Below are 16978 nucleotides of genomic sequence, written 5' to 3' on the forward strand. Positions count from 1 at the left end.
TCGGATGACAAAGGGCTGTTTCATCTCGACAAACTCGTCCATTCGCTTGATTTTAAAATAAGCTCGATCTTCTACCATTACAAAGCGAGAGTCTACTAATTGTTCTCCCACAGGACCATCGTGCATAAGGCCAGTCGATTCAACGACTTGAAAGGGCATGTCGGCTTGTGGTGTATAGCTGACATGGAGTTTTACCCCTGAACGCTCACCATGGTAGACCGCCCAGGGAAGACGTGCCTTCCCAACCGTAATCGTTGTTGAGTCGACAATTAAGAGATCCTTCACCTTAGAAAGGTTCATTGCTCGACGAGTCATTCGATTACATTTGGACACGACTATATCAAATAGCTTCTTCATGATGTGGAAAGGGACATCACTGGCTTTCTTTGAAAGAGTAGAATGGTTAATTTGTGGCAGACCATATTGATCGCCGACATCCGCACAATGGCGATAACTCTTAAACTCATTCATCGATGCACAAACGAGGTACTTGATCAACGTTAAAACATCGAGTTTACGTGCCGTATCTTTATAACCAGTGGCAAGCTGAATATCGGCAAGTTCTTTTTCTGAAACAATCTTTTGAAGCAAATTCGGGAATATGGTATTCTTGTTCATGAGACACCTCTTCTTGGGTTTGTAGTCGGCAAACTCCATTCTACAAGAAAGGTGTCTCTTTTTGTTTATTTTTTGGATTTTATTGGTTAATCAACACGCCTGATTATGTATAACAGAAATCCCGTGTATGCCGTATTCAAATAAAGCTTTGAACCTGCTCCAGCAGGTGGGTGCCCTGTGCTTTTCTTCTTAAGTCCTAATCGTTTAGGCATGTAATCCAAAAAGCAACATATATGCTCCCGTTCAAAAAACGTTGGCTCAAAACGTTTAAAGATAACGAACATCACAGGATTTCTGTTTGTTAATGCTTATTATACACCGCAAGCTCCATTCATTCAATATTTTTTCAAATATTCAAACTATTATCCTATTTGGAACACTTGCTTTTGCTGTGGTACAGTATAATTAGAAAAACAAGGAAGATTCGACCTATTTTAATGCTAAGGAAGTGAAAAAGATGGAACCATTAGCCAAACAACGATGTATTCAAATTAAACAAGAAATCGGTTTAATCGAAAAGAAAACCGTTGAAACCTCCTTTGATCTCCTAATAGACAAGGACTCCATTATCGCAAAAGATGAACGGTTTCCCATTAAATCGATTTTAGATATTTCCTACCGATTAAAAGAAGAGAAAGCGATCGGTTATTTATACTTACACACAACAAAAGGTGTACGTACCTTCCATATTCGTTCAGAACCCCATCTATTTATTGATGTATTTAAAAAATTAAGACGTGAGACGACTGAATTCGAGTGAATGATTCACCTGAATATTCTCAGTTAAGCCTTCTATTTTTATAACTTGAACCTGGTTGTGTTTAATATCAGGTTGCCCTGTCACAATAAACGTCTCTCCATCTGGACTTATTTCTTTGTAAATAACCTTAGCTTCCGGATGGAGTAACTCTTCTATTGAAAGGGTAGCTGGCTCAGAATTAAAAACAATCGATGGTCTGTCTTTTCTATCGTCTGATAAAGGAAAGCTATTCAGGCCGCCTCTATGCCCTTTGAAATCAGTGTGAAAAAGAAAATCTTCAACCATACTATTTGCTGTCGCTTCCTTTCCAGCCCCTGGTCCAGTAAAAGTTAATTCTCCAATTGCTGGCCCTTGTAATTTAACCGCATTGGTCACCCCAGAAATTCTTGAAAAAGCTTCTTCCTTTGTAAAAAAAACAGGAGCTACTTCCGCCTTTATGTCATCCGCAAACAACGTTGCCTCCCCGACTATTTTTAATGTTAAACCAAGTCGCTCAGCTAATTCTATTTGCCAATCTTTAATCCCATCTAATCCCCTTCTCGTCACATTCTCACGGTTGATCCAAAAACCGAAACAGCATTTTGCTAGGATTCTAATTTTATATGAAGCATCATAACCCTCTATATCATCTGTCGGGTCACTTTCAGCATACCCAAGCTCTTGAGCCGCCTTTAGTGCTTCTGCAAATGACAAGCCCTTCTCCTTCATTTCCGTCAAAATATAATTCGTTGTCCCGTTCAAGATTCCAGTTACTTTTGTGACAGGCGTAGTTGTTAATAATCCTTTTATCACATTAATAATAGGAATCCCTCCTGCAACAGCGGCTTCATAACCATAATAAGTCTGATTTCGTGTCGCAATATCTTCTAAAAGTTCCCCATATTCAGCTACAAGTTGTTTATTCGCGGTAATCACAGGTGTTCCTTTTTCTAGAAAATATTCCGTATAGGAAAAGGCTGGTTCAAGTCCACCAATTGCCTCAAAAATAATATCATAATCACACTTTTGGCAAAATTCAGTCCAATCATTAGTTATCACAGAAGCATGTTCATTCTCTACATATTGATTTTTATTTTTAATCAAAATGCCTTCGATCGTTAGTCGCTGACCAAATTTGACTTGTAACTGTTCTTTTGTCGCTTCAATCCGATCGGCAACTCCTTTTCCTACTGTACCAAAACCAATTAACCCTATTTTCATCTTCCTGGCCCCTCTCCCCCAAATACTAGCTTAATAAATAAAAAAAACCTTTCCAATAAGGAAAGGTTTTTTTGGCCTTTTCTTATCTTTCAGAATGACTAGCATCCTGCTGAATGTAGCACCTTTATTTGCTTGGCAAGCAAATAGGTTGCCGGGCTTCTTCGGGTCAGTTCCCTCCGCCACTCTAGATAAGTTTAATTGTCATTTTAAAGTTATTACGATTATAAAGGAAAAGAATTTAGTTTGTCAAACCAATTTTTCCCTAAAGTACCTTTTCCGTTTTTTTCGCAATGACAGATAAATTAAGATCAAGTAACTGATCGAGACTTACATGGCTAGGTGCATTTGTTAATAAGTCACTTGCACTTGCTGTTTTCGGGAAGGCAATCGTATCGCGTAAATTATGACGCCCTGCAAGTAGCATAACAAATCGGTCTAACCCAAGAGCAATTCCACCATGTGGAGGTGTTCCATATTCAAACGCTTCTAGTAAGAATCCAAACTCTTCTTTTGCCCCTTCTGGTGTAAACCCAAGAGCCGCAAACATTTTTTCTTGGACGTCACGTTGATAAATACGCTGTGAACCTCCTCCTAACTCATAACCGTTCAATACTAAATCATAAGCATCGGCACGAACATTTGCTGGGTCTGTAGCAAGTAATTCCATATCTTCTTTTTTCGGGCTTGTGAAAGGATGGTGTAAGGCAACAAAACGTTTTGCCTCTTCATCAAATTCAACAAGTGGGAAATCGACTACCCATAGGAAGTTATATTTTGATTCATCAATTAAGTTAAACTGCTTACCAAATTTTAAACGAAGCGCACCTAAACTATCAAATACGACTTGTTTTTTATCTGCTCCAAAAAATAATAAGTCTCCCACTTTTGCATTCATCGCTTCAGTTAACGCTGAAGTCTGCTCTTCTGTAAAGAATTTAGCGATTGGCCCTTTAAGCCCTTCTTCCTCCACCTTTAACCAAGCAAGACCTTTTGCTCCATATTGTTTGACAAAGTCCGTTAAAGCATCAATTTCTTTACGCGAAAGCTTATCCGCTCCACCTTCAAGATTAAGTCCTTTAACCGTTCCACCAGTTGTTAAAGCAGATTTAAACACTTTAAATTCCGTGTCCTTTAATGCTTCTGTTAAATCAATTAACTCCATCCCAAAGCGCGTGTCTGGTTTATCTGATCCATAACGATTCATTGCATCGTCATACGTTAACCGAGGGAATGGCAACGTCACGTCTAAACCTTTCACTTCTTTCATTACTTTCGCCATCATGTTTTCCGTCATAGCAAGCAATTCTTCTTTATCCATAAAAGAAGTTTCAATATCAATTTGCGTAAACTCTGGCTGACGGTCTGCACGTAAATCCTCGTCACGGAAGCAGCGAACAATTTGATAATAACGCTCAAAACCAGACACCATTAATAGCTGTTTAAAAATCTGTGGTGATTGTGGCAATGCGTAAAACTCACCAGGATGAACACGACTAGGAACTAAATAGTCACGTGCTCCTTCAGGTGTGCTTTTAGTCAGCATCGGTGTTTCAATTTCCATAAATGTTTGTTCATCTAAGAAGTTACGAATCAATTTTGTCGTTTGATGACGTAGTTTAAATGTTTCTTGCATATCTGGACGACGTAGGTCAAGGTAACGATATTTTAAACGAATGTCCTCTGAAGCATCTGTGTTTGCTTCAATTTGAAATGGTAGTGATTTTGATGCATTTAAAATTTGAACACTTTGTGCATGCACTTCAATTTTACCGGTAGCAATCTTTTCGTTAATCGTATTTTCATTTCTTGCCACAACGGTTCCTTCCACTTCAAGTACATATTCATTACGAGCACGTTCAGCAATGGCTAGTGCTTCACTATCAATTTCTGGACTAAAGACAACTTGAACTAATCCAGAACGATCACGTATATCTAAGAAAACAACTTGACCTAAGTCACGACGTTTTTGAACCCAGCCTCTTATTAAAACCTTCTCTCCTACTTTTGTTTCATCAATGGTGCCACTATGTGTGCGTACAGTCATCTTATTTTCCTCCCTGAATTTCTTTCTCTATATATAAAGTTAATTCGTCTAACGCTATTTGTTCTTGTGTGCCCGTTTCCATATTTTTCACATTGATGATGTTATTCGCTAATTCATCATCACCAAGGACAGCAGTGAAAGCTGCCTGTAAGCGGTCGGCGGCTTTAAATTGAGCCTTCATTTTTTTATCTAAATAATCTTTATCAGCTTTAATACCAGCAGCTCGTAATTGTTCTAACAGCTCAACAGATTTTAGCTTTGCTTGCTCTCCTAATGTAACAAGATAACAGTCAAGCTTTTGGGCTACTTCTGGTACTTTGTTTTGGCCTTTTAATGCCATAATTAAACGTTCGATACTAAAAGCAAAACCAATTCCTGGTGTAGACGGGCCACCTAAGCTTTCCACAAGCCCATTATAGCGTCCACCTCCACAAAGGGTCGTAATCGCTCCAAATCCTTCACCTTCAGCCATTAATTCAAAAGCTGTATGGTTATAGTAATCAAGACCCCGTACTAACGTTGGATCGACTTCATAAGGAAGTTCAATCGCATCTAAATAGCTTTTGACTTGTTCAAAATATTGACTTGATTCTTCATTTAAATAATCTAAAATCGATGGAGCCGAATCCATCAACGGGTTGCTTGAATCCTTTTTACAGTCTAAAATTCTCAGTGGATTTTTTTCTAAACGACCTTGGCAATCTGAACAGAATTCAGCAATATTCGGTTTAAAATGATCGATTAACGCTTGACGGTGAGCTGTACGACTCTCTGAATCCCCTAAGCTATTTACAACGAGTTTTAAATTCGAAACACCAAGCTCTTTATAAATTCGCATCACCAAACTTAAAACTTCTGCATCAATTGCTGGGTCAGCACTACCTAAAGCCTCAACCCCAAATTGAACAAATTGGCGCATCCGGCCTGCTTGCGGACGTTCATAACGAAACATTGGGCCTGTGTAATATAATTTTGTTGGTTGATTCGCTTGACCATATAATTTATTTTCTACAAATGAACGAACAACTCCAGCAGTCCCTTCAGGACGTAGCGTTAAATTTCGCTCCCCTCGATCCGTGAACGTATACATTTCTTTTTGGACGATGTCGGTCGTATCACCTACACCTCTTTGAAATAATTCTGTATGTTCAAAGATTGGTGTTCTTATTTCTTGATAATTATAACGTTCACATACCTTTTTTGCCGTTTCCTCGATATGTTGCCAAATTTCAATATCGCCTGGCAAAATGTCCTGTGTTCCGCGTGGAATTTGAATATTCATCTCATTTCCTCCTACATTGCATGCTTCTCTTTTTAATAAATAAAAATAAAAAACTCCCGTCCCTGATGATCATAAATCATCAGGGACGAGAGTTGAATTCCCGTGGTGCCACCCTAATTGAAGCTACATACTCGCTTCCTCTTTCAAGCAGTTAACGCCTACTTACGTCTTCTCCTACTAAGAAAAATCGGTTCAGAAAAACTCCTCCAAGGTGTTCATTCATCAAGGCAAATTTGGAGGGCTTTCAGCCACGACCTCTCCTCTCTTTTAAATTCGGGATCTTGATTACTATTCCTCTTCAATGGAATGGTTACTATTCATAATATTGATTTCTATCATACGAATGAATCGGGACGATGTCAATAGTTTAATTTCTCATTAGCTTCTGTTTTAAAATTTTTATTTCCCTTAATGAAACACCAAATTCATGTGCTAACTCAAAATTAGTCTGTAAAGCTTCCTTCTCAATAAAGTTATGATAATCGACATGAAAAATCGGTTGTGCCTGTTGTAAGTGCATTTGATGGTTGTGACTAGCACGCATATGAAATCGTCTCCTTTTAAATTTTAACGTTTTCCATAGCATCTCCAAAAAAGCATCCTTTCACACATTTCTAAAAAAGAAAACTGGCTCATTAGTCATCAAAGATATTGGAAATAGGACTAGTCGCATCTAATCGGCATTTCCTAAATTGGTTTGCCCCTTATAATTGGCTCTTCTCATAACGAATAAAAAAGAAGCGTCACCGCGTAATTAGGCGACGTTCCGTTCTATTTTTTATGCGGTTGGACTTTCTAATATCAATGTAACAGGTCCATCATTTACAAGAGCAACATCCATCATTTCTCCAAAGATCCCTGTTTCAACCTGTAAACCTTTTTGACGGAGTTTTTCATTAAATTGATCGTACAGCTTTTTAGCGATATCTGGCTTAGCCGCTGACATAAAGTTCGGTCTTCTCCCTTTTTTCGTATCGCCATAAAGAGTAAATTGCGAAATCGACAAAATATCGCCACCGACTTGAAGCAGTGATTCATTCATTTTACCGGCCTCATCTTCAAAAATGCGAAGATGGATAATCTTTTCTACTAAATAATCTAAATCTGCTTCCGTATCCTCATGAGTGATCCCAACTAAAAGCATATAACCTTTTTCGATTTGACCGACAATTTCACCATTGACGGTTACAGATGATTCCTTCACACGTTGTAAGACGACTTTCACTTTTCCAACACCCCTACTACCCGCTTAATGCATGATTCTGCGTACTGAATAAATATCTTTAATCTGCTTTATTTTATCAACGACCTTCTGTAAGTGATCAACATTACGAATTAAGATCGTCATATGAATCGTTGCGACTTTGTTTCGATGATCGGAACGCCCTGAAACCGCATGAATGGAAGTTCTTGACTCTGTAACTGCATGAAGCACTTCATTTAACATGCCATTACGGTCAAAACCAGTAATTTCAATATCAACATTATACGACTTTGATTGATTGACATTCCCTTCCCATTCAACCGATAAGAGTCTTGATTCAAGGTCATCACTTTGCATATTTGAACAATCGGCTCTATGAATCGATACTCCTCGTCCCTTTGTAATGTATCCTACAATTTCATCACCAGGGACCGGGTTACAGCAGCGTGATAAACGGATTAATAAATTATCGACACCTTTTACACGGACGCCGGAATTCATTTTCTTTTTAGGAGTAAAAGAAGGCACCTCAGATAGAGCTTCCGCTAATGATTGTTCTTCATTTTCTTGATCCAACTGCTTACGTAACTTTTCGGTTAATCGATTGACGATTTGTTTTGCACTAATGCCACCATAGCCAACCGCCGCAAACATATCTTCTTCCCCAGCAAAACTAAATTTATTTGCCACTTCTAAAACATTATCATGGTTTAACACATCTTTTGGTTCAAACTCAAGAGCTTTAATTTCACGCTCAATTGTTTCTTTCCCTTTAATAATATTGTCTTCTCGGCGTTCTTTTTTGAACCATTGTTTAATCTTATTTCTAGCATGGGAGGATTGAGCAATTTTAATCCAATCCTGGCTTGGACCATAGGAATGTTTAGATGTCATCACATCGACAATATCACCCGTTTTTAGCTCATGATCCAGTGTGACCATTTTGCCGTTAACCTTGGCCCCGATACATCGATTCCCTATTTCACTGTGAATTCGATAGGCAAAATCTAAAGGAACTGACCCACGTGGTAGCTCAATCACATCACCTTTTGGCGTAAAGACAAAGACCATATCAGAAAAAAGGTCCATTTTTAAAGATTCCATAAATTCTTGTGCATCATTTGTATCGTTCTGTGACTCAATCACATCGCGGAACCAACTGAGCTTATCTTCAAACGTATCTGATTTAGGATCAACCGCTTTACCCTCTTTATAAGCCCAGTGAGCAGCAACCCCAAATTCCGCCACGCGGTGCATTTCCTCTGTGCGAATTTGCACTTCTAATGGATCACCATGTGGCCCAACGACCGTTGTGTGTAAAGACTGGTACATATTTGCTTTTGGCATCGCGATATAGTCTTTAAAACGACCAGGCATCGGCTTCCATAATGTATGGATCACTCCTAATACCGCATAACAATCCTTAATATTTTGGACAATTATCCTTACCGCAAGCAGATCATAAATTTCATTAAACTGCTTATTTTGTAAAACCATTTTACGATAGATGCTATAAATATGCTTTGGACGACCAGAGATTTCAGCCCCAATAAAAACATCCTTCAAATCTCCATCAATTCGTTCCATCACATCTGATAAATATTCCTCACGCTCAGCACGTTTTTTCTTCATCAAATTAACGATGCGATAATATTGCTGTGGATCTAAATAACGTAAAGCCGTGTCCTCTAGCTCCCATTTAATCGTCGAAATCCCGAGTCGATGAGCAAGCGGAGCAAAGATTTCCAATGTTTCATTAGAAGTTACTCTTTGCTTTTCAGGCGGCATATACTTGAGCGTTCTCATATTATGCAAGCGATCGGCTAATTTGATCATAATGACACGAATGTCTTTTGCCATCGCGATCAACATTTTACGATGGTTTTCTGCCTGCTGTTCTTCTTTTGACTTATATTTAAACTTTTTCAGCTTTGTAACGCCATCGACAAGCATCGCAACTTGTCCATTAAACTCTTCTTCAATATCTTCAATCGAGACATCTGTATCTTCAACGACATCATGAAGAAAAGCGGCAGCAACCGTATTTGGGTCAAGCTGTAACTCAATAATAATGCCGGCAACTTGTATAGGGTGTAATATATAGGGCTCACCCGATTTTCGATATTGTCCGGAATGGGCTTTTTCTGCATAGAGATAAGCCTTTTGTAAAAAAGCAACGTCCTTTTCTCCTAGATATTGACTCGCTTTTTCTAATACTTGATCTATTGTCATGGAATCACCTGTTTGATTCAATATTTCTTCTATTATCTTTAAGTTTAACAGCTATGTAAAGAGAAAGAAAAGAATTTTGTCGGATTCCATCAAAAATGATATAAAAAGTAGATCAATTATGGTCCTGTTGGAAAAAATGAGGATAAATCAAGGGAAAAACAGGGAATTATTTATATGGTAAGTATTTGACAGCGTTTCTCTCTTTTTTTCATACCACCAACGGCCAATTGTAATGGATGACGTTATTCAGTCAGATCAAAAAACAGCCGTAGGAGTTAAACGAAACTCTAACGACTGTTATCCTTGATGTTTTATTTTTATTGATCGTAAGTTGTTAATGAGAAAATCTCGTAGCCATTTAAGCGCTCACGACCGTCTAAATATCCTAGTTCCACTAAGAATGCGATACCGACAACGATTCCACCTAGTTCTTCCACCATTTTAATTGTCGCTTCGATTGTTCCACCAGTTGCCAATAAGTCATCAGCGATTAAAACACGCTGTCCCTTTTTGATCGCATCGCGGTGGATCGTTAATGAGTCTTTGCCATACTCAAGGCCATAATCAACAGAAATGACCTCTCGCGGCAACTTTCCTTTTTTACGGACGGGCACAAATCCTTTTTCTAAAGAATAAGCGATTGGACACCCGACAACGAAACCACGAGCTTCTGGACCAATGACAATATCCGCTTCTTTATCCTTTGCATAGTTTGCCATTTCATTGATTGCGGCACGATATACTTCACCGTTTTGCATAAGTGTCGTAATATCGATAAAGCTAATTCCTTCTTTTGGGTAATCCTCAACTGTTGTTAAATGCTGTTTAAAATCCATTTTTATACCGTCTCCTTGATTGTACTTTCGTTCGTGTTTTGTTCAAAAATTGTCGTAAACAATTGCTTTAAATGTTCAAATGAAGAATAGACAAAATCATTTTCCAGTGTCCGTTGATTTTCTTTTCTCTGGAAGGCGACTGAATCGGTTAAGCTTTTTTTCTCAGGGTTCTCCTCGATGATTAACCAACCATTTTCTTGGCGAATAAAATTTAATTCAACAAAAACTTCGACCATAAATTTAACTGATTCTTTTGACCAACCTTTATATGAAATCAGCTTCATCCCTTGCTCATTTAAATTAAACTTCTTTTGTTTTCGTAAAAAAGCATAGAACCATTTAAAAGTTTCACGATTTGGACTAGCGGAAAAAAACGAGTCCTCTTCCTGATAAAATAAACAAAAGATTTGACTTGGTCTTCCTTTATCTGCAAATAGCTGCTTAATTTCTTGTTCACTCGCCGGTAAATCTAATAAAACAACCGCTGCATTTTCAAAAGAATCAATGTGACTAAGCTGTTCACGAGTCCATATTTGTTCATTCTCTAATTTTAATTTTACCTTTGTCTCATCATTGAATGCAATCAAATATTGAGTCGGTAAAGAAATCAACTTAAGCTTGTCTTCTAGACGTAGTTTCTGGACACTTCGCCAATCAAATAATTGCCAGTCCGTAACTGCGATATCTTCAATCATAAGTTGAGGTTTGATATGTCCATTCCATTCATTAATGGAAAGTGTGCCAACTGCCGAGACTCGGTCTTGGACAGACATTTGCTCATAAACATAACCAAAATGAAAACCAATTCCATCTAATGAAGAACCGTTTTGTTTAAACTGAATCTTTAAATGATTGGCTTCACTACCGATTTTTTTCATTTCCCCGATATTTGCTTGTTGCAGCATAATTTTTGGGGTTGGATTGCTCACTCCAAATGGTGCAAGTTGTTTCATTTGTTTAATAATATCTAAAGAAATCTCATCGACACCGGCCACTAGATCCACTCGTTTAACAGGAATAAAGTCTTCTTCTGAAAGACTTTCTTTTGCCTGCACTTGTAAACGGTCCCTTAATTCAGATAAGTGTTCAAGAGAAATCGTCAATCCGGCCGCCATTGGGTGACCACCAAAATGAGGTAAAATATCACGACTTTTTGATAGTTCCGCAAACATATCAAAACCTTCAATACTTCTGGCAGAACCTTTAGCAATTCCTTTTTCCTCATCAATGCTTAACACAATCGTTGGTCGATAAAACTTCTCTACTAATCTTGAAGCGACAATTCCAATCACTCCAGGATTCCAGCCTTCTTTTGCGATAATCAGCACTGCATTATCTTCTGGTGGAAAGTCATTTTCAACCATTTCAATCGCTTCTTTTGCGATGGCAGAAACGATATGTTGTCGTTCCTTATTTAGCCCATCAATTTCTTCTGCTAACATTTTTGCCTCATCGCTTTTATCGGTGATAAGCAAATCGACCGCTGGATTCGCTGAGCCTAAGCGACCGGCGGCATTCATTCTTGGTCCAATCGCAAAACCGACATGATCCGCTTCTAATGTCTCTTTTTCAATTCCTGCGACTTTTTTTATCGCAATTAAGCCTGGTTTTGAACTAGATTGCAGAGCACTTAACCCTTCCATTGCTAATAAACGATTTTCGTCTACTAAAGGAACTAAATCGGCGATCGTTCCGATGACAACAATGTCCAATAATTCCTTTGGGACTCTCCCTAATAAAGCCTGGGCCACTTTAAAAGCAACACCTACTCCTGCAAGTCCCTTAAAAGGATAAGGACATCCTGGTTTTTTCGGATTAATAATTGCATAGGCATCCGGCAATTGTGGTGGGGCTTCATGGTGATCAGTCACGATAAAATCTAAACCGATTTCTTTTGCCACTGTTGCTTCATGAACAGCTGAAATTCCGGTATCAACGGTCACGACAAGCTGAAACCCTGCTTCCTTCGCCTTTCGTAAAGCCGGTTCGTTCGGTCCATAGCCTTCTGTAAAACGATTAGGAATATAATAGTCAAACTTAGCTCCGAGCATTTGTAACGTATAAACCATTACAGCGGTACTACTTACACCATCTGCATCATAATCACCAAATATGAGAATATTTTCCTTTTTTTCGATCGCTTGATGGATTCTTTCAACAACTCTATCCATCCCATCTAAAGAAAATGGATCATGATATTTGATTTGATTTTTATTTAAAAAGGTAGAGGCCACTTCTGGGGTCGTTAACCCGCGATTAATTAAGAGTTTAGCGACTAAAGGAGCGATGTCGAGCTCTTTGATTAATTGCTCAACGACCTCTTCTTTTTGCTCTTCTATTTTCCATCTTGCCTTTGGATTCAACATATAAAAAACACCCCTCGACCTACCTATTATACAGGAGAGGTCAAAGGGTGACAACGAAGATATGAAACTTATTTACCTTCTATACTTCCGGATTCTCGTTTTATTTGCGAATCACTCGTTTTAGTTTCTTCGGTCTTATTTGTTAAATTCTGTTGTTTCAACCGTTTAATTTCTGCTTGGAGCCGATAAATCTTCACCATACCTAATGCTCCAACAATTACCGCTCCCATTAAAACCGAGCCTAAAATGATAAGAACTAACGGCCAATACGCTTCCCCAAATAAATAATTAACACGAACAGCCTCTACATTAATAACCGCAAAAATCGAAATAATAAGTGCTACAACGAGCCCAACAATAATTCCCCATTGACCTTTCATCTGTTCACCTTCTTTAACAGTAGTTTTACATCTTCACTCAACTTTCGCAGCGTATGATTGACCCTTAACCGTTGATAGAGATTGACTTTAAGGCGATACAAGACTCAAATTGACTTTACATGAACGGTTCAAACGTTGACAGTCTGAACACATCTCTTGTTCACTAAAATTAAGTGCTTCGGCTGTCGCTACCAAAACCATACTCCGCGTCCTGCGGGAACCTGGCGAGCCTCCTCGGCAAGCCTTGCGGGGTCTCGCTCCACGGTTTATTCCCGCGGGAGTCTCCGTATGGTTTTGTCCGCTAAGTGTAGGGGAGATGCTCGATGATATGGCCATTCTCAATCAGCTATTTCTAACGCAGAAGAACCTCCTTCTTCACTTTGTTAGTTATGGAAAAAATAGGTAGTTTCTACCTGTTTTCTTCCTAAGTCTGCAGGAATGAAAAGATAGGATTCAAATCGAAACCAGCTCGATCATCTAGCTTACGTACAGAGCGTCCACACTGATTTGTTTACAACTGTAACGGAATGAGTCATGGAAGGAGAAAAATCATTCTCAAGCTCATGTACGTTGAAGTAATGACTGTTTTTTTATTCAATGAGAAAACCGAACCTAGATTCGATTCCATTATCTAGCGGACAAACAGACACGGAGACTCCCGCAGGAATAAACCGTCCAATGAGACCCCGCAAGCGTGAAACGCTGAGGAGGCTCATGAGGTTCTCGGCAAGGACGCGGAGTGTCTGTTTGGGAGCGACCGCCGGAGGGCCTATTATTTTTTTCTTGATGCACAGTTTATCCGTTTGGTGTGATAGTGCGTTCTCGCTTTTCAAACGTGTCAAGGGTATTTGTTTAAGAGCTTCCCTTTCGCTCTGCCAACTAGTTGAACGGATCTTCCCGATGCGAAAGTTGAGTTATTTACTATAACCATTTGGTTGATTTCCTATTTAAACTTTCCCTAAAAGGCTGTGAATTAAACTCTTTGCTTTGTTTCTAGTTCCACTATCAAAAAAAGAGACTACAACATGTTGCTATAGTCTCTCTCATTTTTTTATGGTGTTGGCTCTAGTTCTTCTTTTCTTTTTGGTTTATTTTTCTTATTTTTTAACGACTTGGTTTTCCAAACAACCCAAAGCTGTGCCGCTAAGAACATTGAAGAATACGTCCCGGCAATTAACCCAATCACAAGGGCAAAAGCAAAGGAGCGAATCGCTTCTCCACCAAAAACCATAATCGCCACTGCCGCAAACGCAACCGTTAAAGCTGTGTTAATCGAACGGGCTAATGTTTGAATAATACTTTTGTTCACAATATCTGAAAGATCATCAAATCCTTTTACCCGCTTCGCATACTTCACATTTTCTCGAATGCGATCAAACGTAACAATCGTATCATTAATGGAATACCCAACGACCGTCAAAATCGCGGCAATAAACGGTATGTTAATCTCAATTTGAAATAAGCTAAACACCATTAACACAAATAAAGCATCATGTATTAAGCCGACGATGGCCGCAACTCCAAAGAGGAATTCAAAACGAATGGCCACATAAATCGTGATTCCAATAGCTGCAAGAATGACAGAAATCACCGCATTTCGAGCAAGCTCTTGGCCAACCATTGGTGAAACGGTACTAACATTCGGTTCCGCTCCGTACACTTCAGAAAAATGGCTTTGAATTTGAGCTATCTGATCATTTGGCAATTCAACGGTAAACCTTGCATTCGCAATCTCATTGTTATCCCCAGCTAAAACAATATCATCCGGGATTAAGCTTTCATCAATACTAGCAAATTCTTCGCTAATTTCCTCTGCTGTGAGTGAATCTTGACTTAAGACTTCTACTCGTGAACCACTTTGAAAATCAATCCCTAAATTAAATCCAGCTGTAAATAACAGAATCACACCTAATATGGATAAAATTCCCGAGAAAAGGAAGAACTTATTCCGATGCTTAACAAAATCGATATTCAGATTCTGTGTATTAAAGTTCATCGATCTGATCCTCCTTTACTCCAAATAGCCAGTACTTCTTATTAAGAGCTTTACTATTAACCCATAAACCTAACATTAACCTTGCCCCATAAACAGCGGTGACAAAACTAACTAAAATACCAACAATTAACATAACTGCAAATCCTTGTACCGAACTTGTCCCATATACAAACATCACACCTGCCGCAAGTAAAGTCGTTAAGTTGGCATCTAAAATCGTTGTAAAAGCACGTTTACTACCTGCTTTGTAAGCGGACATAATCGATTTTCCGGCACGAATTTCTTCTTTAATTCGCTCGTATGTAAGAATATTGGCATCAACAGCCATACCAACACCAAGTATTAACGCGGCTATCCCTGGTAACGTCAGAACCGCATTCATTAAATTAAATACTAATAAAACAAGATAAATGTAAGCCGTCAAAGTAATGGCAGCAATCACACCCATAAAACGATAATAAACAATCATATAAATTAAAATTAACGCTACTCCAATAAATCCAGCGTATATCGTTTTTTCCATCGCTTGCTCACCTAGTGAAGCTCCAACAGAGTTCGAATAAATCTCTGTTAAACTAACAGGGAGTGAACCAGCATTAAGAAGTTCAGAAAGATTTTGTGCTTCATCTAGTGAAAATGTACCTTCAATTTGCACGGTAGTTGTTCTAAATTCCTCACCTACAGTTGCTGCCGAAAGAAATTTAGGCTCCTCTTTCATCGCTTCTCCATAATATGAATCGCCTTCTTCAAAGTCTAACCATATAACCATTAAGTTTTCGCCTAACGGTTTAGAAGCAATCTCTCTCGTCACATCACCGAAGAAATTTCCATCGCGTAGTGTAATTTGAACAACTGGAGAACCCGTTCTTTCACTAAAGCCAACACTTGCTCCATTTTGTGCCAAATCGGCTCCATCCAATAAAATATTGTCATCGACATCACGGATAGTTAGTACCGCTTCAGTTGAGAGCATTTCCCTTGCTTGTTGCTGATTCTCAACCCCTGCTAATTGCACCCTAATACGGTTATCGCCTTCTATTTGAATATTAGGCTCAGATACACCAATGACATTTATCCGTTGATTTAGCGCAGCAACTGTAGCCGTCAACGCCTCGTGATTAATAACATCCCCTTCATTAGCTGGTTCCACTTCATATAAAATTTCGAAACCACCTTGAAGGTCTAGTCCTAGCTTTACATCCTTAGTGATGTCCATAACTGTTGTACTAATTAACACAGCTATCGCAGCAAGTATAAGGAAAAAAGCGACTATTCGACCCTTTTTGACCATCTCTCTCTTTTACCTCCCTTTATCAAAAAAACAAACTTCCAAATTCTTCTGATACACTTTTCTACAATAATACCACACAACCCAAAGATAAAGAAAACTCGTCGATTGGCAAGCCTGAAAAGGCGACGACAGAGACGTAGTTGCCCCTTATACTAGAAACTTCAAATTAGCTGCTACGTCGACCTTCTTCTTTGCTGCTAATTTATCCTTTACTACGTGAAAAGAAAACTCGTCGATTGGCGAGCCTTGCAAAGGTGACGACAGAGACGTAGTTGCCCTTATACTAAGGACTTTAAATCGGCTACATCGTTAAGCATCTTCTTTGCTCCCAATTGCCTCTAGCTATCATGTAAAAAACCAAGCGTTTCGACAACTTGGTTTCATAAGGCCTACCACTTGATAGAACATTAAGATAATTAGATTTCTTCCTTCTCATATTCCACAAACCAATCAGTAGGCTCTTTATAAGCATGAATCGTCAGCCAATTCATATACACATGAGGCTTTAACAAAAGAAGATGATTAACAAATTGGTTCATATGAATATATTCCTTCGACTTTCTAAGCTGGTACATTAAACAATCCCAAATTTCTTCTTTGGTCACTCGCTCATATCCTAAAAAATGAAATTCATCAACCTTGCTTTGTATAGCCGGTTCTACAGCATCTCGCCAAACTTCAAACTGCTGCTTCTCCTCCATATACTCACCTACCCATTACTCTTTTTAAACGAAAATTTCTTTTAGACAAAAGCTTGTCATGCTTGCCT

At 38.7% G+C, this 16978-nt stretch carries 14 protein-coding genes, 1 other RNA gene, 1 riboswitch and 1 other annotated feature; of the genes, 1 reads left to right on the forward strand and 14 read right to left on the reverse strand.

The annotated features are described in order from the left end of the window. Both BALCAV_RS14665 and ssrS read right to left on the reverse strand, forming a co-directional pair. A partial coding sequence (locus BALCAV_RS14665) for a transposase (protein ID WP_040324069.1) occupies positions 1-618 on the reverse strand: 618 nt, incomplete at its 3' end. Positions 619-732: 114 nt separating this feature from the next. Beyond that, a non-coding RNA gene (gene ssrS, locus BALCAV_RS21710) (6S RNA) lies at positions 733-913 on the reverse strand. Positions 914-1075: 162 nt separating this feature from the next. On the opposite strand from ssrS, the gene BALCAV_RS14670 reads away from it, so the two are divergent. Further along, a complete protein-coding gene (locus tag BALCAV_RS14670) occupies positions 1076-1378 on the forward strand; it encodes a hypothetical protein (protein WP_003324363.1) in 303 nt (100 codons plus the stop codon). Here BALCAV_RS14670 and BALCAV_RS14675 read toward each other — a convergent pair. The 12 genes from BALCAV_RS14675 to BALCAV_RS14720 form a co-directional block, all read right to left on the reverse strand. Then, positions 1349-2578 (reverse strand): homoserine dehydrogenase, encoded by a 1230-nt coding sequence (locus tag BALCAV_RS14675; protein ID WP_003324364.1) that lies wholly within the window; start codon positions 2576-2578, stop codon positions 1349-1351. The genes BALCAV_RS14670 and BALCAV_RS14675 overlap by 30 nt on opposite strands. A gap of 79 nt (positions 2579-2657) precedes the next feature. Beyond that, positions 2658-2773, reverse strand: a riboswitch (SAM riboswitch). A gap of 67 nt (positions 2774-2840) precedes the next feature. Next, positions 2841-4622: an aspartate--tRNA ligase gene (gene aspS / locus BALCAV_RS14680; RefSeq protein WP_003324365.1), complete on the reverse strand. Its 1782-nt coding sequence runs from the start codon at positions 4620-4622 to the stop codon at positions 2841-2843. Position 4623: 1 nt separating this feature from the next. Next, on the reverse strand, positions 4624-5904 hold the full coding sequence (hisS, locus tag BALCAV_RS14685) for a histidine--tRNA ligase (protein WP_003324366.1): 1281 nt from the start codon (positions 5902-5904) through the stop codon (positions 4624-4626). A gap of 78 nt (positions 5905-5982) precedes the next feature. Beyond that, positions 5983-6215: a binding site (T-box leader), on the reverse strand. A 56-nt stretch (positions 6216-6271) separates the two neighbouring features. Next, complete coding sequence (locus BALCAV_RS22575; RefSeq protein ID WP_003324367.1) at positions 6272-6448, reverse strand: hypothetical protein; 177 nt, start codon at positions 6446-6448, stop codon at positions 6272-6274. 234 nt (positions 6449-6682) lie between these two features. Continuing rightward, on the reverse strand, positions 6683-7129 hold the full coding sequence (dtd, locus tag BALCAV_RS14690; RefSeq protein ID WP_003324368.1) for a D-aminoacyl-tRNA deacylase: 447 nt from the start codon (positions 7127-7129) through the stop codon (positions 6683-6685). A 24-nt stretch (positions 7130-7153) separates the two neighbouring features. Then, the gene (locus BALCAV_RS14695; protein WP_003324369.1) at positions 7154-9340 is read right to left on the reverse strand and encodes a RelA/SpoT family protein; all 2187 of its coding nucleotides are present in this window, start codon (positions 9338-9340) and stop codon (positions 7154-7156) included. A 317-nt stretch (positions 9341-9657) separates the two neighbouring features. Next, positions 9658-10176, reverse strand: coding sequence for an adenine phosphoribosyltransferase (locus BALCAV_RS14700; protein ID WP_003324370.1), 519 nt, complete (start codon positions 10174-10176; stop codon positions 9658-9660). 2 nt (positions 10177-10178) lie between these two features. Next, complete coding sequence (gene recJ, locus BALCAV_RS14705) at positions 10179-12542, reverse strand: single-stranded-DNA-specific exonuclease RecJ (RefSeq protein WP_003324372.1); 2364 nt, start codon at positions 12540-12542, stop codon at positions 10179-10181. Positions 12543-12610: 68 nt separating this feature from the next. Beyond that, positions 12611-12922 carry a LapA family protein gene (locus BALCAV_RS14710; protein WP_003324373.1) on the reverse strand — a complete coding sequence of 104 codons (312 nt, stop codon included), beginning with the start codon at positions 12920-12922 and terminating at the stop codon, positions 12611-12613. Between the two features lie 1051 nt (positions 12923-13973). Continuing rightward, the gene (secF, locus tag BALCAV_RS21715; protein WP_003324564.1) at positions 13974-14918 is read right to left on the reverse strand and encodes a protein translocase subunit SecF; all 945 of its coding nucleotides are present in this window, start codon (positions 14916-14918) and stop codon (positions 13974-13976) included. After that, complete coding sequence (gene secD, locus BALCAV_RS21720) at positions 14908-16209, reverse strand: protein translocase subunit SecD (RefSeq protein ID WP_003324563.1); 1302 nt, start codon at positions 16207-16209, stop codon at positions 14908-14910. The genes secF and secD overlap by 11 nt, the downstream gene beginning before the upstream one ends. 416 nt (positions 16210-16625) lie before the next feature. After that, complete coding sequence (locus tag BALCAV_RS14720; protein WP_003324562.1) at positions 16626-16910, reverse strand: post-transcriptional regulator; 285 nt, start codon at positions 16908-16910, stop codon at positions 16626-16628. Positions 16911-16978 lie beyond the last annotated feature (68 nt).

This window comes from Alkalihalobacillus alcalophilus ATCC 27647 = CGMCC 1.3604, assembly GCF_000292245.2.
Classification (GTDB): domain Bacteria; phylum Bacillota; class Bacilli; order Bacillales; family Bacillaceae_D; genus Alkalihalobacillus; species Alkalihalobacillus alcalophilus.